This window comes from Thermococcus sp. ES12 (assembly GCF_012027515.1).
GTDB lineage: Archaea > Methanobacteriota_B > Thermococci > Thermococcales > Thermococcaceae > Thermococcus > Thermococcus barossii.
This window is the reverse complement of the sequence record NZ_SNUP01000002.1, coordinates 338,180-354,756: the sequence shown is the minus strand read 5'-3', so window position 1 is coordinate 354,756 and position 16,577 is coordinate 338,180. Positions and strand designations below refer to the sequence as shown.

Genomic DNA, 16,577 nt, shown 5'->3' with positions numbered 1-16,577 from the left:
TCACACCCCCAGCCATACCAGCGCGAGCCCGACGAGGGCGATTATGTTGACGTAGACCCAGAACACCTTGGATGCCTGCTCTATCCTGAACCTTGCGAAGGACGTCCTGACGAGGGTTATCGCCAGCAGGTATATCACCAGCACCTTGAAGAGGAACCACAGGGCCTCGACGACGTAGTAGGATGTTCCCGTCAGGTTCAGGTTCAGTATGCCCGTCAGCGTGAACGGGAAGAACAGCACCACCTCCAGTGCCGCCATGGCGAAGCCCCTGACCGCGTCCGAAAGGTAGAACAACGCGAGGTTCCTTCCGCTGTACTCGGCGAGCATTCCCTCACATATCTCCGTCTCTGCCTCGGCTATGTCGAAGGGCAGCTTTGCCAGCTCGGCCGGGGTAACGACGAGCAGGGCAACGAAGAGTAGCAGTATTCCCATGGCTGCGAGCGGGCCCGCGACGCTCCACACGGGTGTGCTGGCTATTGTCGTGAGTGAGAAGCTCTTGTATAGGACGGCGAAGCCGACTATAACCGTCGCCAGCGGCATCTCGTAGCTCATCATGAGTACCATTTCCCTCTGCGCGCCCACCGAGGAGAAGGGGCTTCCGGAGGCGAAGCCGCCGATGGCCATTGCCAGCGACTGGAGGGTCAGCAGGTAGAGGATGACTATTAAGTCGCCGTAGCCTTCGAGGGGCGCCTTGAGCACTCCAAAGGGTATGTACAGCAGGAGCGTCATCGAGGCCGCGAAGGAAACTATCGGCATGGCGTTGAATATCCACGCCACCGCGTTCTCAGGAACGACCGTCTCCTTGAGGAGCAGCTTCCCTACGTCCCAGAAGGGCTGCCTTATCGGCGGGCCTATTCTGGAAGTCAGCCTCGCCGAGAAGCGCCTGTCTATACCCTTGTAGACCAGCCCGAGGAAGACCCCCAGCACCGGGAAGGTGAACGCGTAGATTAGGGTCTCGGGGGTCATTCTCTCACCCCCAGCTCTTCCCTGAGCTTCCGTGTTTTTTCAACCGCCTTCAGGTGCAGAGTAGCGGGGTCGATTAACCTGCCGTTCTCGTCCCTCACAACTGCGACCCTGTCGTTGCAGCACATGCACGGGTCTATGTACGCGACGACTATCGGGATGTCCGCCACCTCCGCACCCAGGAGGAGTGGACCCCACGTGTTGATGTTGTTGTAGCTCGGCGCTATGACCTTCCAGACGAGAGGACCGTCGCGCTTGTTGCCGTACTTGAAGTAGTGGATGACCTCACCGCGCGGAGCCTCGTGCATGCCGATTCCTTCACCTTCGCTCCTCCTGATTTTGGCCAGGAGCGCCACGTAGTTGGGGATGGCCATTATCTTGCCCTCTGGCATGTTGTCGAGGCAGAACTCGATTATGTCGAGGCTCTGCTCTATCTCGTATATCCTGACCAGGGTGATGTCGTACGCGTCCCCCCTAGCCTCGCCGACTATGTCCTGGGGAACCACTGCTCTAACCCCGATGTCCGCGTAGGCGTCGTAGGGGTTGTCCTGCCTGACGTCCATCCTCAGTCCTGCCGCCCTGGCGACGGGTCCGACGGCGTTGAGCTTCTTCGCCATATCCTTCGAGAGCTGGGCCACTCCCCTTGTCCTTGCCTTGTACACGGGATCCGAAAGGAAGACGTCCTTCATCTCCTCCGTGAATATCCTGTAGTAGTTTATCATGTCCCTCACGGCTTTTGCCTGGCTTTCCGTTATGTCCCTCCTGACACCGCCTATCATGAACACGGAGTAGTTTATCCTGTTCCCCGTGAGGAGTTCCAGGATGTCAAGGACCTTCTCCCTGCCCTTCCACGTCCAGAACAGGAGGGAGTCAAAGCCCATCTCGTGCGCAACGACACCGAGCCAGAGTATGTGGCTGTGAATTCTCTCCAGCTCGGCTATTATCGTCCTTATGTACTGGGCCCTCGGCGGGGCCTCTATTCCCAGGGCCTTTTCGCTTCCTATGACGAAGGAGTAGGGGTGCGATATCGAGCAGATTCCGCATATCCTCTCCGAGAGGTAGAGGGTCTGTATGGCGTTCCTCTTCATGCCCATGTACTCGATTCCCCTGTGGGCGAAGCCCCTCTTGACGTCCACCTCGACTATCCTCTCCCCCTCGACCTTGGCCTCGACCCTTATCGGCTCCTTCAGGGCGGGATGAATCGGGCCGACCGGGACGTAGTACTGGGTCTTCGCCATCACTCACCCCTCCTTATCTCGTTCACGCTCTTGTGGGTGTGCTTCACCATGTCCTCCACACCGTACTCGTCCTTCCTCCAGGGGTACTTGCCCTCCGGCCAGTCGTCGGGGAGGAAGAGATGCCTCTTGTTCTTCAGCCCCTCGAACTCAACGCCGAGCATCTCCCTGATTTCCCTCTCGTTGGTCTCCGCCCCGGGCATCAGGTCGGTTATCGTGGGCAGGACGAGGTTATCCTTCGGAAGGTTGAAGCGCATGGTGACGCTGAGCTCTCCCCAGGGGGCGGCCCAGAACAGGCCGAAGGAGTAAACCATCCTCAGGGAGTCGCCTCCATCGTCCTCCCCGGTTATGAAGTGCAGGTGCGGGTAGTCGAGTTCGAACATGACCTCGACGGCTCTTCTGAAGGCCTTCGGGTCTATCTCTATCCATAGCTCCTGATAAGTCCTCTTCCTCCTGACGCCCATCGTGTACTCCATTACCTCGTGAGACAGCAGGGCCTCACCGAGTGCATCCTGGAGCCTCTTGAGGACCTCTTCCGCGCTCATTGATTCCCTCATTCTTTCTTCCCCTCCAGCTCCTTTTCCAGCTTCTCCAGTTTGAGCCAGGCCTTCACAACGCCGTCTATTATCGCCTCGGGCCTCGGGGGGCAGCCGGGAACGTAGACGTCCACCGGGATTATCTCGTCTATCGGGCCGGCTATGTTGTAGGAGTCGTAGAACACTCCCCCTGTGGTTCCGCAGTTGCCTACCACAACGACAGCCTTCGGGTCGGGCATCTGCTCGTATATGCGCCTCAGCTTATCGGCGAAGTCCCTTGGAATCGCCCCCGTCACGAGGAGAACATCCGCGTGCCTCGGGCTTCCGACGAGTTTGATTCCAAAGCGCTCCACGTCGTAGCGAGGCGTCAGCGCGGCTATAATCTCGATATCGCAGGCGTTACAGCTCCCTCCGGAGGCATGGAAAACCCAGAGGGAGCGCTTAAAGTTGGTCAGCTTCCCCATTCACACACCCCCCACGAGGATGAACAGGATTATGGCGCCGAGTCCCAGATACCAGAGGATGTAGTCCCTGATGTCCCCCATGTGCATTCTCATGAGCACGTTGTAGTAGCCCTTCAGCGCCTCTATGAAGCCCCAGTAAATGTCTCCTGCCCTTACGCGGATTTCCTCCACGTCCTCGACCTCGTTGCCGCTCAGGTAGGGCTTTACCTGGTCTGTGTTCGGCTTGTAGCTCCTGTTTCCGCGCGAGTAGATGATGTAGCCTATGACCGCGAAGACGATGAGGAGGGCCAGCCAGACTATCGGGTTCCAGAATCCCGACGGGGAGTTCAGCGTAAGGCTCTCAAGCCAGCTCATAGTATACCACCCCACGTCTGGTAGTTGCTCAGCTTCAGCAGCGCGTCAACGGCCGGATAGACGAGCTTGTCCAGCACAACGTTCGGGAACAGACCGAACAGCAGGCACAGTGCCGCTAAGATTAGCATTGCCACAACCATGCTCCTTGGAACCTCCTTCACATTCTCGTACTTCTTCACCGGCGGTCCGAGGAAGGCTGAGGCAAAGACCTTGACGAAGGAAGCCAGCGTCAGTACACTGGTGACCATTGCGAATATCGCGAATATCGGGCTCAGCTGGTACGATGTTTCGTAGATGAGGAACTTGCTCGCGAAGCCGTTGAAGGGCGGGATTCCGGATATTGCCGCGGCGCCGACTATGAATGCCACCGTCGTGTAGGGCATCCTTCTGGCGAGACCGCCCATCTCGTTGAGGTTCCTCGTCCCGGTGACGTAGAACAGCGCTCCTGCCGTCATCAAGAGGAGGCTCTTGTAGATGATGTGGTTGATGATGTGGAATATTCCTCCCGCCATCGCGTCCCTTCCGAAGGCTGCGAGCTTTGCCGGGTCGTTGAGAACCGCCAGGCCAACGCCGACGCCGAGGAGCATGTAGCCGGTCTGGGAAATAGCGTGGTAGCTCATCAGCCTCTTGACGTCCTTCTGGACGAGGGCCATTGTAACGCCTATGAACATTGTGAGCACTCCGAGGACGCACATTATCCAGCCGACGCTGCTCATTCCCGAGCTGACCTTGCCAAAGAGGCTGAAACTCACCCTGAAGAGGGCGTAGAGGCTCGCGTAGGTCGCCACGAGGAGGGTGGGGTTGATTCCTGACGGGACCTCGGTGTATGCATCAGGAACCCAGTGGTGGGTTGGCACCGAGCCGCACTTCATCGCGAAGGACGTGAAGAGTATTCCCAGGGCGATTATGTCAACTGTGTTGAACCCTATCTGGGTGCTCAGGTAGGCTATGTTGAGGTTCCCGTACTCGCCGTAGAGCAGGCCTATTGAGAACAGCACCATCAGCGATGCCACCGCGCTGACTATGAGGTACTTGATTCCTGCCTCGCTTGCCTCGCCGCGGTAGTTCCTGAAGCCAACCAGCGCTGAACCGGCTATTCCGGCTATCTCCAGGAACACGAAGAGGTTGAACAGGTCTCCGGTGAGTACCATACCGAGGATTCCAACCTCAAGGAGGAGGAGCAGCGCGTAGTACTTCTCAAGGCCGGTTTCGTTCCTCACGTGGCTGTATGAATACATCGCTCCGATGAAGCTCATGAGCGCTGCCGAGAGCGCCATGAAGGCCCCTATCGCGTCGACCTCGAATATTATCCTTATCGGGACCCTGTACCCTGAGGGCAGGACGAGGTGCGGGTTGTCGGCTCCGAAGACGTACACCATCATCCCCTGGATGAGCACCTGCCTGACCAGGAGGAGTGCCATGCCCAGCGTCACGCCGGTGATTATCATCGCCCAGACTGCCGGGGCACTGCCCTTCTTCTTCAGCAGGGGAGCCACGAACGCCCCGAAGAGGGGCACGGCTATCATGAGAGCGGGTAGGTGCTCGATCATCCTTTCAGCCTCCTGACCTTTGTAACGTCAAGGGTTCCGTAGTGCTCGTAGATGTTGACGGCGAAGGCGAGCATGAGCGCCGAAACTGCAACGCCTATGACGATGCTCGTCAGGGTAAGCGCCTGGGGCGTCGGCAGAACCATGTTGTTGGTGGCATTCTGAGGCGCCATGGTGTATATCGGGGCATAGGCACCTTTAACGTAGCCGAGTGCTATTAGGAACAGGTTGACGGCCCCTTCAAGGATCTCAATTCCGATGACGATCTTGATGAGGTTCCTCTTGAATCCTATCGTGTAGAACCCCACCGCCAGCAGGAGCGCCACGACTATGAACGGGAGGTTGACCAGAATCACGTTATTCATCCTTCCTCACCCCCAGGAGGAGGTAGAACACCAGGATTATGCTGGTTAATCCGGCCAGAACCTTCGTTCCGACGAATATGTTCATGTAGGGCAGCGTTCCGCCGGTGTTAAGGTAGCCTGGGTTTATTCCGAGCGGCGTCGGCTCTCCGAAGAGCGGGAACCCGCTGTTGGCTATGACGTTTTTGAAGAACGTGTATCCCATGAAGCCGAGGGCTGCCACCCCAAGAAAGCCGAGGGCTCCGATGCTCTCGAAGGCGCTCAGGGGTACCTTCTTGAACCTCTCTTTGATCACCCTGTCCTCGCACGCGACTATGAGAAGCGCCAGGCCGCTGGCAAAGACGGCCCCTCCCTGGAAGCCGCCTCCGGGCGTGAGATGCCCGTGGAGGATTATGTAGGCTCCAAACGTCAGTATGAGCGCCGTCAGGTACCTCGTTGTCGTCTTAATTATTACCGTGGTCATGCCTTCACCTCCCTCCTTCTGAGGGCCATAAGCACGCCAGCCACCGCGGTGAACAGTACCGTGGCCTCACCGAGGGTATCGAAACCCCTGTAGTCGAAGACTATGCTGGTGACGACGTTGTTGGAGGAGGCCTCCGCCTGCGCGTGTTCTATGAAGTACGAGTCCATCTCCGTGTGAACCGGCTCGCCGAAGGGCCTGAGGCTCGCCACAGCCACGAGGAGGAACAGCGTGAAGCCTATGAACGCGAAGAGACCGAGGGCCTTTCTCATTCTATCACCTCCTCGTCGGTGGTCTTCTTGATGGCCAGCAGGTACATCGCCGTCGTGAGGCACGCCCCAACTCCCGCCTCCGCTATCGCGACGTCGGGTGCCTGCAGTATGTAGAACTCCAGCGACAGTATCAGGCTGAACACTGCCATCGCGATGACCGCTGAGACCAGGTTCTTGAACCTCACCGCCGCTATTGCCGCTATCAGGAGTCCCAGCCCCGCCATGACCTGAAGTGCCCAGAATAGCTCCTCGAAATTCATAGGCGACCCTCCAGCTCGTCTATAACCGCCCCGTAGGGCAGTATTCCCGATTTCCTGGCGGCCCTTCCAAGGGCGTGAGCTCCAACGGGGTTGGTCAGCACCAGGAATATCACAACCAGCGCCGAGTGGATTCCTATGGTTATCCATGAGGGGTCCCTCTCGATCCAGAAGTAGCTGTATATCGCGTAGGTAACAGTGGCCAGCACTATGAATATCGTCCCAAAGGTTGTGCACTTGGTTGCCGCGTGTATTCTCGTGTAGACGTCTGGGAAGCGAAGGATCCCCACGCTGGCCAGCAGGTTGAAGATGACGCCTATCGCCAGGAATATTCCGATGAGCCACCCTATCATGGTCCCTCCCCCTCGCACTCACAGGCGATGCCAACCCTCTTCTTGACCAGGTAGCGGGCTATGTAGAGGGTCGCGATGTAGCTGAGAACCGCGTAGACAAGTGCGACGTCTATGAAAACCGCCTGTCTGGTTATGACGCCGTAGACAACCATTGCTCCCGCCGTGGTGGTGGTCATGGAATCCAGGGCTACGGCCCTGTCCGGTATCGTTGGTCCGGCAAGGAGCCTTATCAGCGTCAGAGTCGCCGAAAACAGCAGCAGTATCAGGGCCCACATGAACATTCCATCTATCGTCATTCCGCAATCCTCCTTGCCCATTTTGGAAGGTACCCGCACAGCTCCTCCGGTGTGGGCTTCTCCTTTCCGGGCGGCACGTTTATCCAGTGGACGTAGAAGTTGCCCTCTTCGTCTATCTCCAGGGTGAAGGTTCCCGGTGTGAGGGTTATTGAGTTGGCCAGAATGGTTCTGCTCTCGTCCCTCGTTAGGTCGGGGGATATCTTGACTATCCCTGGTCTTATCTTGCCGGTTATGACTCGGTAAGCGACGTCAAGGTTCGCCTTGGCCATGGCAAAGAAGAACGGCCCTATGGCGTATATTATGAACAGCAGCCACCTCTTCGGGTTGAAGAAGTAGCCCAGCTTTTCGTCCATTATGTCCTTTGTGGCGTAGCCTATGATGGCCGCTATTACAATCCCTGCAACCAGCTCCCCTGGACTCCAGGCGATGATGTCCCCGGAGCCCGCGGTGAGGAGCAGATACACGATAAGGGACCACAGGAACGTTGCGGCAAACCCCATTTTCCCACCTCAACTTTAGGTTTTAAACCCTTATCGGGCGTATTTTCCCGAAATCTCAATTGAGCATTGGCTAAATCGTTATAAATGGATTTCTAAAACAAATGGTTAACAACCTGAAATTTGACAAACAGAAACGGCACAATGCTTTACATAAGTACAAAAAACGGCTCTTCGTAGTATGTTCTTGGATACTAATGTTCAGAAAAGAACATCGGAAAGACGGGAGAAAATACAAAAAGCAATTTGGACTACTTGGAACTTCCTTCCTTTGATGCCCCCTTGGCCCTCTTTTGCTCCTCCAGTTTCTTTTTGAGCTCCTCTATCTCATCCTCCTTGAACCAGCGCAGGTTGTCGTCGTACTTGTCGTCCGTCGCCAGCAGGAACTCGTCGCTCATCTCCAGGGCCTTGACCGGGCAGACGTCCACGCACTGCTGGCAGAAGACGCACCTTCCGAGCCAGAAGGTTACCTTCCTGACCTCAGGGACGTACTCTATGACCCCAGCAGGGCATACCATGACGCAGAGCCTGCAGCCGACGCACTTGTCGGGATAGTAGACGAGCTTGCCCCTGAAGCCCTCCGGAACCGGAACCGGCTCGCTGGCTGGAAACGGGTTGGTTGCTGGCTTCCTGAACAGGTTGCTCAGCACCGTCGATAGCGTCGGTGGAACCTTCATGCTATCACCCCCAGCGTGTCTATAGCCAGTAGCAGTGCTCCCACTATCGCCGCCGGAAGCATCCTGGTCCAGAAAAGACCCACAGCCTGGTTTATCCTGAGCCTTCCAGTCACGGCCCTGAAGACGCTCATGCTGACGAAGAGCACGGCAAAGACCTTGAGGGTGTGGAAGAGCAGGTCTACGACTACCGCCGTGGCCCCGCTCAGTCCGAGGTAGCTTGAAATGCCCCACGGGAAGAATATCGCCACGACGAGGCTCGCGCTCACGAAGGCCTTTATCGCGTTGGCCAGCTCGAAGAGGGCTAAATGCCTTCCGCTGTATTCCGCCATCGTTCCCTCGGCGAGCTCGGTCTCGGCCTCCGGTATGTCGAAGTAGCCGACCTCAATCTCGCTGGCCAGCCAGGTCATGAAGACGAAGAGCAGTATGAGTGTCCCTATGAGGCTCAGCGGCGTTCCGAGCTCCCAGACGTTGTGCTCGTAGAAGGTGCCCATGCTGAAGGGCTTTGTAACGCCGAGGTCGCTGAGGCGCCAGAGTATCGTGAAGAGGGCCAGCATCATCGGCCCCTCCCTGGAGACGAGGATTATCATCTCCCTCTGGGCGCCTATCTGGGCGTAGGGGGAGCCCGAGCTAACCGCACCGAGTACCCTGAGGAAGCCTATGAGGGTCAGCAGGTAGATGAAGAGTATCACGTCGCCCTTGGTTCCGAAGAGCGGCTCGAAGCCCAGGGGGGTATACGCCAGAAGGGTGATGGAAGTCGCTAGCGCCAGCACGGGGGCCAGTTCGAAGAACCTGTTGGCGTCCCTTGGGATTATGGACTCCTTGCTGACGAGCTTGAGGAAGTCGTAGAAGGGCTGGAACAGCGGCGGGCCCATTCTGCGCTGCATCCTTGCAACGAGCTTCCTGTCTATTCCTCCCCAGAGCAGTGAGGCGAAGGATACGTAAGCGTAAATTCCCAGGAATCCGAGAGTAGCGTATAGGACGTTCATAGGACACCACCCCTCGGGCAGCCTACCCCAACAACTTCCGGCTTCGCCCTAACGTTCGGGTTCAGCTCCCTGGTTTTCTCTATCGAGAGTCTGAGGAGGTCCCTCTCAGTCAGGACAGTTCTCTTTCCGGTCTCTGCATCGATAACCGCTACCCTGTCGGTACAGCTCAGGCACGGGTCGATGGATGCTATCGCGACCGGAACATCCGCCACCTGCTCGCCCACCAGTGCCCTGGCTATCGCGAACAGGTTCGGGAAGGTCGGCTCGCGCATCTTCCACTTCGCCGGGACGTCCTTGCCCTTCTGGGCCATGACGTAGTGGATTAGTTCACCGCGCGGGGCCTCGTACCTGCCTATCCCCTCCCCCTCGGCTTTCTTGAGCTGGAACAGGAGGGTGTTGTCCTTTGGAACCGCCTTTATCTTGCCCTCCGGCATCTGGTCTATGGCCCTCTCTATGAGCTCCATGCTCTGCCAGAGCTCGCCAACCCTGACCACCATCCTGTCGAAGACGTCGCCCTTGACAACGCCTGTGAACTCCTTGGGAGTTATCGGCTTCACACCGAGGTCTGGATAGACACTCAGCTTTTCGTTGTAGCGGACGTCCTTCTTTACACCGCTTCCCCTCGCGGTCGGCCCCTGAGCGCTGTACTCTATGGCTATCCTCTTTGGAATGACTCCGGCGTCCCTCAGGCGGGCCTCTACCGTGGGGTCGTAGAGGAATATCTCCTCTATCTTCGGCATGACCTCGTTGCGGTAGTACTCTATCATGTCGAGTATGGCCCTGACGTGCTTCTCTTCAAGGTCTCTCCTGACTCCTCCTATGGTGTTGATGGAGTAGTTGACCCTGTTGCCCCCAATCGCCTCCAAGATGTCCATTACGCGCTCTCTCGCGAGCCAGCTGAGGTGTAGAATCGTATCGTAGCCTATCGCGTGTCCAACGACTCCAAGGTTGAGCAGGTGGGAGTGTATCCTCTCCAGCTCGCCCACTATCACACGGATGTACTCGGCCCTCTCGGGGACCTCTATACCGGCCATCTCCTCGACGGCCCTGGAATAGGTGTGATTGTGCGAGAAGGAGCATATCCCGCATATCCTCTCGGCGAGGTAGAGTATCTGGATGTAGTTCCTTCTCATGGCTATCCATTCGAGGCCCCTGAGGTTGTAGCCCAGCTTGACGTCAACGTTTATGATGCGCTCTCCGTCCAGCGTGATTATGAACTTCTCGGGCTCCTCCAGTGCGGGGTGAATGGGTCCGATGGGTATCTTAACCCAGTACTCAAGCCTTCCGTTCATTTCGAGCCCTCCTTTTTGATTTTGTACGGGTGCCCTGCGTTCTTTACCATCTCGGGCCTGATTCCCGTCTCGTCGAGCCTCAGCGGGTAGATTCCCTCAGGGAAGTCGTCGGGCAGGAAGAGTCTTCTCGGGTCGGGGATTCCCTCGAAGAACAGCCCGAGGAATTCCTGGTTCTCCCTCTCGTAGGGCAGCGCGCTCGGGAAGACGTCGGTAACCGTTGGCAGTTTGGGATCGTCCTTGGGGACGCTCGTGCCTATGACGAGCGACAGACTCTCCCCCTCCTCCCAGAACATCTCCATGTGGTACTTGGCGAGCAGCCTGTCACCGGCGTCTATTCCGATTATGATGGAGAACTGCGCCCTCGGATCGAGCTCCTTGATGAACTTCATGGCGTCGTGGAACTTCTCCCTGTCTATCTCGACCCAGACGCGCCTCTTCGGGTGGGGCATCTTGTTCTCGCTCACCCTTATCTCGGCCCCGGGGAACCTCTCGCTGAAAACCTTAACGAACTCGTCGACGTTCATCTCTTACCCCCCTCAATTCTCTCTATCAGCTTCTGCAGACCGAGCACGACTCCGTAGAGTATCGCCTCGGGCCTCGGCGGGCAGCCGGGTACGAAGACGTCCACCGGTATGTGCCTGTCCAGCGGTGCGTTGGTGAAGGGGCTCTCGAAGAACACGCTTCCACCGGTGGGGCAGGCCCCGACTGCTATGACAACCTTTGGATCGGGCGTCTGCTCGTAGACCAGCTTGACCCTCTCAAGGCTCTGGTCGGTCACCGGCCCGGTTACGAGCAGTATGTCGGCGTGTCTCGGCGTTCCAACGAGCTTCACACCGAAGCGCTCGGCGTCGTACCTCGGCGTCAGTGCGGCTATTATCTCGATGTCGCAGCCGTTGCAGCTGCCGCTGTTCACGTGGAACACCCAGGGTGAGCGCCCTATGTACCTGCAGAGCTTTGATATCTCCCTCTCAAGCCTCTCGCGCTCCGATGAATTTGAACCTTTGGCGGGAACCTTAATGGTCATTCATCTCACCCCCACACTATCAGCGCTCCCACAATTATCGCGGTCGTGACGAGCAGGTAGCTGATGTAGTCGCCCAGCAGTCCGGTGTGCTCCCTGCGGAAGATGAGGAACATCCTGTGAATTCCTCTTATGAGGCCCCACATGACGTGTCTTCCGGTGACGTAGCCCTGGAAGTGCTCGAACTGGGGAATGACCTCGTCCTGGTCCTCACCGCTGAGGAATATCTTCGTTCCATCGCCGGTTCTCCTCGTCCCGGTGCTGGAGCGCTCGGCCCACTTGTAGAGCACGTACGAGATGAGCAGGCCTATGGCGAAAACGTAGATGAAGTAAAGCGCATCCCAGTAGCCAAACATTTCATGCACCCCCCAGCACGGCTGAAACGTAAGTCCCTATGTTCTCCAGAGTCTTTGCCGCCGGAAGCATGACCTTGTCGCTGATAGCCCAGGGGAAGAGCCCCATGACGATTATTGCCACCACCAGTATGAGCATCGGCACGAGCATGGCCTTTCCTGGCTCCTCCGCGTTCATGACCCTCTCGCTCGGCCTTCCGAAGAACGTGAAGAGCACCCTGATGTAGGCGGCGGTACAGAAGGCTGTGCCTATGACGGCTATTGCCGCGAGGAACGGGTTGAAGAGCGCCGAGCTCTCGTAGATGAGCCACTTGCTCGCGAAGCCGTTGAGCGGCGGAAGGCCGATTATCGCGGCCGCACCGACCAGGAAGGCGAAGCTCGTGACCGGCATCTTCCTGGCTATTCCGCTCAGCTCGTTGAGGTTCTTGGTTCCGAGCCCGTGTATGACCGCTCCCGCGACGAGGAACAGGAGGGCCTTCATTATCGCGTGGTTCACGGTGTGGTATATCGCACCCGCCAGAGCGACCTGGCCGACGTCGCTTCCATACGCGGCAAGGCCAATTCCGATTCCCAGGAGGATGTAGCCGATCTGGCCGACGCTGGAGAAGGCGAAGAGCCTCTTCATGTCGGTCTGTATCACCGCCATCGCGTTTCCGACTATGAGGGTCACGCAGGCGAAGAATATGATTATCCAGCCGACCGTTCTGGTGCTGATTCCGGCGCTGAAGACGCTGAAGGCGAGCCTAGTCAGGGCGTAGGTGCCGCCTATCTTGATTACCAGGCCGGAAAGCATGGCGCTGATCGAGCTCGGAGCGGCCGGGTGTGCATCCGCGAGCCACATGTGCACCGGAACGGCACCGCTCTTGAAGAGCAGTCCGCCCGCGAGGAGGCCGAGGGCCACCTTGGCGGTGAAGGTTGGGCTCTCGGCTATCATCTTGGCCAGGTAGGCCATCGTCAGCGTTCCGTACTGGCCGTAGAGGAGCACTATGCCGAGGAGGATGAACGAGCTGGCAAGGGAGCCGGCGAACATGTACTTTATGCCCGCCTCGATGCCCTCCCAGGTGTCGTTCCTGAAGGCAACCAGCGCGTAGCTGGCTATGCTCATAATCTCCAGGAAGACGTAGAAGTTGAACAGGTCGCCGGTTATGGCTATGCCGAGCATGCCGACCTCGAGGACGAGGACTAGGGCATAGTACTTCTCAAGCCCCGTATCGTGCCTCATGTACTCGCTGGAGTACAGAACCGCCACGAAGGCTATGAAGGTCACCATCAGGGCGAAGAGCGCGCTGAGCAGGTCCACCTCCCAGACTATCCTTACAGGGAATGGAACGCCCTTCCCGAGGGGGCTCTTCGCTCCGAGGGTGTAGACGAGTATCTCTCCGCTCTTCCAGACTTCTTTGAACAGTCCGGCCGCGACACCGAGGGTGATGCCGGTTATGAGTATCGCCCACAGCTCCCTGGCCTTCCTTCCCGCGAGGCCCACTATGGGCAGTGCGAATGCTCCGAGGAGCGGGACTATGATGAGGTACGGCAGGACGTTCATCCTCTCAACCTCCTGAGCTTGTTAACGTCTAGGCTTCCGTAGTGCCTGTAGGCGTTTATCGTGAGGGCCATTGCCAGCGAGAGAACGCAGACCCCGATGACTATGCTGGTGAGCGTGAGCGCCTGCGGAATCGGGGCGACCATGGCGCTCTTTACCGTCTCGTAGCCCGTGTAGATTGGCGCGGTTGGTATCTGGCCTGCCTCTATGCGGTATCCGAAGCTTATGAGGAGCAGGTGTATGCCGGCATCTATGATGTTGAGGGCCAGTATGAGCTTGATGAGGTTCCTCTTGTAGAGCAGGGCGTAGATGCCCATGGCTATGAGCAGGAACGCGGTGATGAACTGGAACGGTATCATTCCTCCCACCTCCGGAAGGCCGCTATTGCAACCATCGCGCTGACCAGTCCCGCGAAGACCTTCAGCCCAACCGCGAGGTTCATCAGGGGCAGGTAACCCGCTGAGAGCAGCGTTCCAGGCTGGCCGTTGAAGACCGGCCCGTTGTGCCACAGCGTGTTGTAGAAGAACGCAACTCCCAGGCCGAGCATCGCCGCTCCGAGGAAGACAAGGCCTCCGAGGCCCTCAAGGGCCGAGTAGAGGTGGTGGTTGTAGCGCCTCTTCATCTCACCCAGTCCGAAGGCGATGAGGAACAGTATCCCGGCTCCCGCTATGGTCGCCCCTCCTTGGAAGCCGCCTCCCGGCGTGAGGTGACCGTGGGAAACAACGTAGGCACCGAAGATTCCTATGAGCGGGATTGTTGCCCTCGCGGTGGTCTTAACTATAAGACCCATGTCACTCCTCATGCTCATCCCTCCTCCAGGGCCTGAGGAGCGCAACCGCCCCCGCGATGGCCGTAAAAAGAACGGTGGCCTCTCCGAGGGTATCGTAGCCACGGTAGTCGAACACTATGTCCGTGACTATGTTGGTTCCCCCGACTTCCTGAACGCCGTGGTCTATGTAGTACTGGTCGGTGTAGCGGTAGGCCTTCCAGTCGGCGCCGCCGAGGCCGAACTTTATCCCGGTTGAGGGGCTCGCAACGACGAGGAGCACTCCGAGCAGGAACAGCAGTGCGAGAGCTCCGAAAGTCCTCTTCATGGTCCCTCACGCTCCCATCTCTCCGTTTTGGCTATTCCATATACAACTATGGCTGTAACGACACCGGCTCCGACGGCGGCCTCGGCTATCGCCACGTCCGGCGCATGGAGCATGTAGAACTCAAGGCTGAGGAGCAGGCTCATCGCCGCCGATGCTATCGCCGCACTGAGCAGGTCCCTCATGGTTATCGTGATGTAGGCCGCCACAAGCACACCCATGAGTATTCCGAACTGTATGGCCATGTCCACCGAGAGAACGTTCATTCTGCACCACCCCTGAGCTTGTTTTCATAGGCATCTATGACCGCCTTGGCTGGCTTATAGCCGCTCAGATGGGCCGCCTTGGCTATTGCGTGCGCTCCGGTCGGGTTCGTGAGGAGGAGCGCCACGAGCGCAACGATGCTGTGCAATGCCATCTGGAGGTACTTGGGATCGCCGGTGATGTGTAGCTGGTTGAGCGCGTGTACCACCACCGCCAGAACCGCGAATATCGTTCCGAAGGTCGTGCACTTGGTCGCCCCGTGGAGTCTGGTGTAGACATCGGGGAACCTGTGGAGCGAGAAGCTGCCCAGCAGGTTGAACGTGATGTTTATCGCAAGGAATGCGTAGATGACGTAGATGATCGCGCTCATTCCAATCCCCCCTGGAGGTACTTCGCTATGGCCAGGGTTCCCACGTAGCTCAAAAGGGCGTAAACTATCGCTATGTCGATGTATATCGTCCTGTCGTAGGCCGCTCCGAGGAGAACCATTCCGGCAACGATGAGCGTGTTTAGGGTGTCAACTCCCACGACTCTATCCGGCACGCTCGGTCCGAAGAACACCCTGAGCAGCGCCAGGAACGCGCCGATCATGACTATGATTGCGGCATAGAAGAACTCCGGTGCTATCATCTTCCCAGCCTCCTCGCCCATTTTTCAAACGAGCCCGCTATCACTTCCGAGCTTTTCGGCTCCTTCTCGGTAACGTTTATCCAGTGGACGTAGAGGGCCTTCTCCTCCGGGCAGGCGTCTATCGTGAGCGTTCCGGGCGTGAGGGTTATCGAGTTGCTCAGAATGGTGTACTGGGCGTCGTTCTCCAGATCGACAGGAACGCGGACTATTCCGGGCTTTATCCTTCCCGTTATGACGCGGTAGGCGACGTCTAGGTTGGCCTTGACCATGCCCCAGAAGAGGGGGCCGATGGCGTATACGATGAAACCCACCCACTTCGCAGGGTTCAGGAAGCGGCCTGCCCTCTCGCCTGTAATGTTCCTGGTTGTTAACGCTATTACTCCTGAGAATATCAGTCCCGCGATGAGTTCTTCCGGGCTCCAGAGTAATCCTTTACTGCCCGCAGTTAGTACTAGCCAGAGCACGAATGACCAAATGAATACAGCGATGAAACTCATTGTTCCTCCCTCCTCTCACCTGTTACGGGTTCAACAGGCTCGTATTTCGTCATTTTTCAATTGAAATTTCGTTATTTGTTTTAAAAGGGTTTTTTGAAGCTTAGAATTGAAAACAAAGGTCTGTAACCTCTTGTTATTAACCAAAGGTTAAATACTCCAGAGCCGATGTGGAAGCGCGGCCTTTGGTGGCTTTTTTAGCCATATGTCACGTCCATGAACTCTTGTGGGCCGGAAAAGCCTTTTAGTGACTTTAAGAGCCTAAAAATCACCCAAAGCTTTATATACCCTCGGGCCGACCCATCATTGGGACTCTTCTCGGAGTTTTCCCTGAAGGGCCCTGAAAGTTGAAAGAGTTGGTGTTGGATATGTATGGAGATGGATTTGGCGGTGGCTACGAAGCCCCTGTTAAGGTTGGAGAAAGGTATAGAGTTAGGATCGAGAGCCTTGGAAAGGGTGGCGATGGTATCGCCAAGATAAAGGGCTTCGTTATCTTCGTCCCGAACACTCAGGTCGGCGACGAGGTCGAGATCGTCATTAACTCGGTCAAGAGGAAGTTCGCTTTCGCGGAAGTCATCTGATTTCCTTTCCTCTTATTCTCAATTCTGACCTGTTTTCTAAGGTTCAAAACGT

General features: G+C 57.3%; 28 protein-coding genes. 1 reads left to right on the top strand and 27 read right to left on the bottom strand.

Features of this window, described 5'->3' with window-relative positions:
* The 27 genes from E3E37_RS06740 to E3E37_RS06610 all read right to left on the bottom strand — a co-directional run bounded on the left by E3E37_RS06740 (position 1) and on the right by E3E37_RS06610 (position 15,947).
* Complete coding sequence (locus tag E3E37_RS06740; protein WP_167715979.1) at positions 1-966, bottom strand: respiratory chain complex I subunit 1 family protein; 966 nt, start codon at positions 964-966, stop codon at positions 1-3.
* Positions 963-2,201 (bottom strand): nickel-dependent hydrogenase large subunit, encoded by a 1,239-nt coding sequence (locus tag E3E37_RS06735; RefSeq protein WP_167715978.1) that lies wholly within the window; start codon positions 2,199-2,201, stop codon positions 963-965. Before E3E37_RS06735 ends, E3E37_RS06740 begins: the two co-directional genes overlap by 4 nt.
* Entirely contained in the window at positions 2,201-2,755 is a 555-nt protein-coding gene (locus tag E3E37_RS06730; RefSeq protein ID WP_167715976.1) for an NADH-quinone oxidoreductase subunit C, read from the bottom strand. The genes E3E37_RS06735 and E3E37_RS06730 overlap by 1 nt, the downstream gene beginning before the upstream one ends.
* The gene (locus E3E37_RS06725) at positions 2,752-3,198 is read right to left on the bottom strand and encodes an NADH-quinone oxidoreductase subunit B family protein (protein ID WP_167715974.1); all 447 of its coding nucleotides are present in this window, start codon (positions 3,196-3,198) and stop codon (positions 2,752-2,754) included. The genes E3E37_RS06730 and E3E37_RS06725 overlap by 4 nt, the downstream gene beginning before the upstream one ends.
* Positions 3,199-3,552 (bottom strand): hydrogenase, encoded by a 354-nt coding sequence (locus E3E37_RS06720; protein ID WP_167715972.1) that lies wholly within the window; start codon positions 3,550-3,552, stop codon positions 3,199-3,201.
* Positions 3,549-5,102, bottom strand: coding sequence for a proton-conducting transporter membrane subunit (locus tag E3E37_RS06715; protein ID WP_167715970.1), 1,554 nt, complete (start codon positions 5,100-5,102; stop codon positions 3,549-3,551). The genes E3E37_RS06720 and E3E37_RS06715 overlap by 4 nt, the downstream gene beginning before the upstream one ends.
* Complete coding sequence (locus E3E37_RS06710; protein ID WP_167715968.1) at positions 5,099-5,464, bottom strand: sodium:proton antiporter; 366 nt, start codon at positions 5,462-5,464, stop codon at positions 5,099-5,101. The genes E3E37_RS06715 and E3E37_RS06710 overlap by 4 nt, the downstream gene beginning before the upstream one ends.
* The gene (locus E3E37_RS06705; protein WP_088865446.1) at positions 5,457-5,924 is read right to left on the bottom strand and encodes an MnhB domain-containing protein; all 468 of its coding nucleotides are present in this window, start codon (positions 5,922-5,924) and stop codon (positions 5,457-5,459) included. Before E3E37_RS06705 ends, E3E37_RS06710 begins: the two co-directional genes overlap by 8 nt.
* Positions 5,921-6,193, bottom strand: a complete 273-nt coding sequence (gene mbhE / locus E3E37_RS06700; protein WP_088865445.1) for a hydrogen gas-evolving membrane-bound hydrogenase subunit E — start codon at positions 6,191-6,193, stop codon at positions 5,921-5,923. The genes E3E37_RS06705 and mbhE (E3E37_RS06700) overlap by 4 nt, the downstream gene beginning before the upstream one ends.
* Positions 6,190-6,453 carry a hydrogenase subunit MbhD domain-containing protein gene (locus tag E3E37_RS06695; protein WP_088181248.1) on the bottom strand — a complete coding sequence of 88 codons (264 nt, stop codon included), beginning with the start codon at positions 6,451-6,453 and terminating at the stop codon, positions 6,190-6,192. The genes mbhE (E3E37_RS06700) and E3E37_RS06695 overlap by 4 nt, the downstream gene beginning before the upstream one ends.
* Positions 6,450-6,803, bottom strand: coding sequence for a monovalent cation/H(+) antiporter subunit G (gene mnhG / locus E3E37_RS06690; RefSeq protein ID WP_088865443.1), 354 nt, complete (start codon positions 6,801-6,803; stop codon positions 6,450-6,452). Before mnhG (E3E37_RS06690) ends, E3E37_RS06695 begins: the two co-directional genes overlap by 4 nt.
* Complete coding sequence (locus E3E37_RS06685; RefSeq protein ID WP_088865442.1) at positions 6,800-7,099, bottom strand: cation:proton antiporter; 300 nt, start codon at positions 7,097-7,099, stop codon at positions 6,800-6,802. The genes mnhG (E3E37_RS06690) and E3E37_RS06685 overlap by 4 nt, the downstream gene beginning before the upstream one ends.
* Entirely contained in the window at positions 7,096-7,599 is a 504-nt protein-coding gene (locus tag E3E37_RS06680) for a Na+/H+ antiporter subunit E (RefSeq protein WP_088865441.1), read from the bottom strand. The genes E3E37_RS06685 and E3E37_RS06680 overlap by 4 nt, the downstream gene beginning before the upstream one ends.
* 248 nt (positions 7,600-7,847) lie before the next feature.
* Entirely contained in the window at positions 7,848-8,273 is a 426-nt protein-coding gene (locus tag E3E37_RS06675) for a 4Fe-4S binding protein (protein WP_167715967.1), read from the bottom strand.
* Positions 8,270-9,259 carry a respiratory chain complex I subunit 1 family protein gene (locus E3E37_RS06670; protein WP_167715965.1) on the bottom strand — a complete coding sequence of 330 codons (990 nt, stop codon included), beginning with the start codon at positions 9,257-9,259 and terminating at the stop codon, positions 8,270-8,272. The genes E3E37_RS06675 and E3E37_RS06670 overlap by 4 nt, the downstream gene beginning before the upstream one ends.
* Positions 9,256-10,551, bottom strand: coding sequence for a nickel-dependent hydrogenase large subunit (locus E3E37_RS06665; RefSeq protein WP_167715963.1), 1,296 nt, complete (start codon positions 10,549-10,551; stop codon positions 9,256-9,258). Before E3E37_RS06665 ends, E3E37_RS06670 begins: the two co-directional genes overlap by 4 nt.
* Positions 10,548-11,075: an NADH-quinone oxidoreductase subunit C gene (locus E3E37_RS06660; RefSeq protein ID WP_167715961.1), complete on the bottom strand. Its 528-nt coding sequence runs from the start codon at positions 11,073-11,075 to the stop codon at positions 10,548-10,550. Before E3E37_RS06660 ends, E3E37_RS06665 begins: the two co-directional genes overlap by 4 nt.
* Positions 11,072-11,575, bottom strand: coding sequence for an NADH-quinone oxidoreductase subunit B family protein (locus tag E3E37_RS06655; RefSeq protein ID WP_088865436.1), 504 nt, complete (start codon positions 11,573-11,575; stop codon positions 11,072-11,074). Before E3E37_RS06655 ends, E3E37_RS06660 begins: the two co-directional genes overlap by 4 nt.
* Before the next feature lie 5 nt (positions 11,576-11,580).
* Positions 11,581-11,928, bottom strand: a complete 348-nt coding sequence (locus E3E37_RS06650) for a hydrogenase (protein ID WP_167715959.1) — start codon at positions 11,926-11,928, stop codon at positions 11,581-11,583.
* Between the two features lies 1 nt (position 11,929).
* Complete coding sequence (locus E3E37_RS06645; RefSeq protein ID WP_167715957.1) at positions 11,930-13,468, bottom strand: proton-conducting transporter membrane subunit; 1,539 nt, start codon at positions 13,466-13,468, stop codon at positions 11,930-11,932.
* Positions 13,465-13,824, bottom strand: a complete 360-nt coding sequence (locus E3E37_RS06640) for an NADH-quinone oxidoreductase subunit K (RefSeq protein ID WP_014013091.1) — start codon at positions 13,822-13,824, stop codon at positions 13,465-13,467. Before E3E37_RS06640 ends, E3E37_RS06645 begins: the two co-directional genes overlap by 4 nt.
* Positions 13,821-14,267 carry a Na(+)/H(+) antiporter subunit B gene (locus tag E3E37_RS06635; RefSeq protein WP_167716355.1) on the bottom strand — a complete coding sequence of 149 codons (447 nt, stop codon included), beginning with the start codon at positions 14,265-14,267 and terminating at the stop codon, positions 13,821-13,823. The genes E3E37_RS06640 and E3E37_RS06635 overlap by 4 nt, the downstream gene beginning before the upstream one ends.
* Entirely contained in the window at positions 14,257-14,559 is a 303-nt protein-coding gene (mbhE, locus tag E3E37_RS06630; RefSeq protein WP_167715955.1) for a hydrogen gas-evolving membrane-bound hydrogenase subunit E, read from the bottom strand. Before mbhE (E3E37_RS06630) ends, E3E37_RS06635 begins: the two co-directional genes overlap by 11 nt.
* Positions 14,556-14,822 (bottom strand): DUF4040 domain-containing protein, encoded by a 267-nt coding sequence (locus E3E37_RS06625; protein WP_088865431.1) that lies wholly within the window; start codon positions 14,820-14,822, stop codon positions 14,556-14,558. Before E3E37_RS06625 ends, mbhE (E3E37_RS06630) begins: the two co-directional genes overlap by 4 nt.
* Positions 14,819-15,190 carry a monovalent cation/H(+) antiporter subunit G gene (gene mnhG, locus E3E37_RS06620; RefSeq protein WP_088865430.1) on the bottom strand — a complete coding sequence of 124 codons (372 nt, stop codon included), beginning with the start codon at positions 15,188-15,190 and terminating at the stop codon, positions 14,819-14,821. The genes E3E37_RS06625 and mnhG (E3E37_RS06620) overlap by 4 nt, the downstream gene beginning before the upstream one ends.
* Positions 15,187-15,450, bottom strand: a complete 264-nt coding sequence (locus E3E37_RS06615) for a cation:proton antiporter (RefSeq protein WP_088865429.1) — start codon at positions 15,448-15,450, stop codon at positions 15,187-15,189. The genes mnhG (E3E37_RS06620) and E3E37_RS06615 overlap by 4 nt, the downstream gene beginning before the upstream one ends.
* Positions 15,447-15,947, bottom strand: coding sequence for a monovalent cation/H+ antiporter subunit E (locus tag E3E37_RS06610; RefSeq protein WP_088865428.1), 501 nt, complete (start codon positions 15,945-15,947; stop codon positions 15,447-15,449). The genes E3E37_RS06615 and E3E37_RS06610 overlap by 4 nt, the downstream gene beginning before the upstream one ends.
* Before the next feature lie 365 nt (positions 15,948-16,312).
* On the opposite strand from E3E37_RS06610, the gene E3E37_RS06605 reads away from it, so the two are divergent.
* Complete coding sequence (locus E3E37_RS06605) at positions 16,313-16,525, top strand: TRAM domain-containing protein (RefSeq protein WP_055430018.1); 213 nt, start codon at positions 16,313-16,315, stop codon at positions 16,523-16,525.
* The last annotated feature ends 52 nt before the right edge of the window (positions 16,526-16,577 follow it).

Coding starts and splice junctions, on each gene's coding strand:
- E3E37_RS06660 (WP_167715961.1), bottom strand. CDS start 11,075: ATGAACGTCGACGAGTTCGTTAAGGTTTTCAGCGAGAGGTTCCCCGGG.
- E3E37_RS06685 (WP_088865442.1), bottom strand. CDS start 7,099: ATGACGATAGATGGAATGTTCATGTGGGCCCTGATACTGCTGCTGTTT.
- E3E37_RS06720 (WP_167715972.1), bottom strand. CDS start 3,552: ATGAGCTGGCTTGAGAGCCTTACGCTGAACTCCCCGTCGGGATTCTGG.
- E3E37_RS06730 (WP_167715976.1), bottom strand. CDS start 2,755: ATGAGGGAATCAATGAGCGCGGAAGAGGTCCTCAAGAGGCTCCAGGAT.
- E3E37_RS06650 (WP_167715959.1), bottom strand. CDS start 11,928: ATGTTTGGCTACTGGGATGCGCTTTACTTCATCTACGTTTTCGCCATA.
- E3E37_RS06715 (WP_167715970.1), bottom strand. CDS start 5,102: ATGATCGAGCACCTACCCGCTCTCATGATAGCCGTGCCCCTCTTCGGG.
- E3E37_RS06695 (WP_088181248.1), bottom strand. CDS start 6,453: ATGAATTTCGAGGAGCTATTCTGGGCACTTCAGGTCATGGCGGGGCTG.
- E3E37_RS06605 (WP_055430018.1), top strand. CDS start 16,313: ATGTATGGAGATGGATTTGGCGGTGGCTACGAAGCCCCTGTTAAGGTT.
- E3E37_RS06670 (WP_167715965.1), bottom strand. CDS start 9,259: ATGAACGTCCTATACGCTACTCTCGGATTCCTGGGAATTTACGCTTAC.
- E3E37_RS06710 (WP_167715968.1), bottom strand. CDS start 5,464: ATGAATAACGTGATTCTGGTCAACCTCCCGTTCATAGTCGTGGCGCTC.
- E3E37_RS06735 (WP_167715978.1), bottom strand. CDS start 2,201: ATGGCGAAGACCCAGTACTACGTCCCGGTCGGCCCGATTCATCCCGCC.
- E3E37_RS06635 (WP_167716355.1), bottom strand. CDS start 14,267: ATGAGGAGTGACATGGGTCTTATAGTTAAGACCACCGCGAGGGCAACA.
- E3E37_RS06640 (WP_014013091.1), bottom strand. CDS start 13,824: ATGATACCGTTCCAGTTCATCACCGCGTTCCTGCTCATAGCCATGGGC.
- E3E37_RS06655 (WP_088865436.1), bottom strand. CDS start 11,575: ATGACCATTAAGGTTCCCGCCAAAGGTTCAAATTCATCGGAGCGCGAG.
- E3E37_RS06665 (WP_167715963.1), bottom strand. CDS start 10,551: ATGAACGGAAGGCTTGAGTACTGGGTTAAGATACCCATCGGACCCATT.
- E3E37_RS06615 (WP_088865429.1), bottom strand. CDS start 15,450: ATGATAGCACCGGAGTTCTTCTATGCCGCAATCATAGTCATGATCGGC.
- E3E37_RS06725 (WP_167715974.1), bottom strand. CDS start 3,198: ATGGGGAAGCTGACCAACTTTAAGCGCTCCCTCTGGGTTTTCCATGCC.
- mnhG (WP_088865430.1), bottom strand. CDS start 15,190: ATGAGCGCGATCATCTACGTCATCTACGCATTCCTTGCGATAAACATC.
- E3E37_RS06675 (WP_167715967.1), bottom strand. CDS start 8,273: ATGAAGGTTCCACCGACGCTATCGACGGTGCTGAGCAACCTGTTCAGG.
- E3E37_RS06625 (WP_088865431.1), bottom strand. CDS start 14,822: ATGAACGTTCTCTCGGTGGACATGGCCATACAGTTCGGAATACTCATG.
- E3E37_RS06705 (WP_088865446.1), bottom strand. CDS start 5,924: ATGACCACGGTAATAATTAAGACGACAACGAGGTACCTGACGGCGCTC.
- mbhE (WP_167715955.1), bottom strand. CDS start 14,559: ATGAAGAGGACTTTCGGAGCTCTCGCACTGCTGTTCCTGCTCGGAGTG.
- E3E37_RS06680 (WP_088865441.1), bottom strand. CDS start 7,599: ATGGGGTTTGCCGCAACGTTCCTGTGGTCCCTTATCGTGTATCTGCTC.
- mbhE (WP_088865445.1), bottom strand. CDS start 6,193: ATGAGAAAGGCCCTCGGTCTCTTCGCGTTCATAGGCTTCACGCTGTTC.
- mnhG (WP_088865443.1), bottom strand. CDS start 6,803: ATGATAGGGTGGCTCATCGGAATATTCCTGGCGATAGGCGTCATCTTC.
- E3E37_RS06645 (WP_167715957.1), bottom strand. CDS start 13,468: ATGAACGTCCTGCCGTACCTCATCATAGTCCCGCTCCTCGGAGCATTC.
- E3E37_RS06610 (WP_088865428.1), bottom strand. CDS start 15,947: ATGAGTTTCATCGCTGTATTCATTTGGTCATTCGTGCTCTGGCTAGTA.
- E3E37_RS06740 (WP_167715979.1), bottom strand. CDS start 966: ATGACCCCCGAGACCCTAATCTACGCGTTCACCTTCCCGGTGCTGGGG.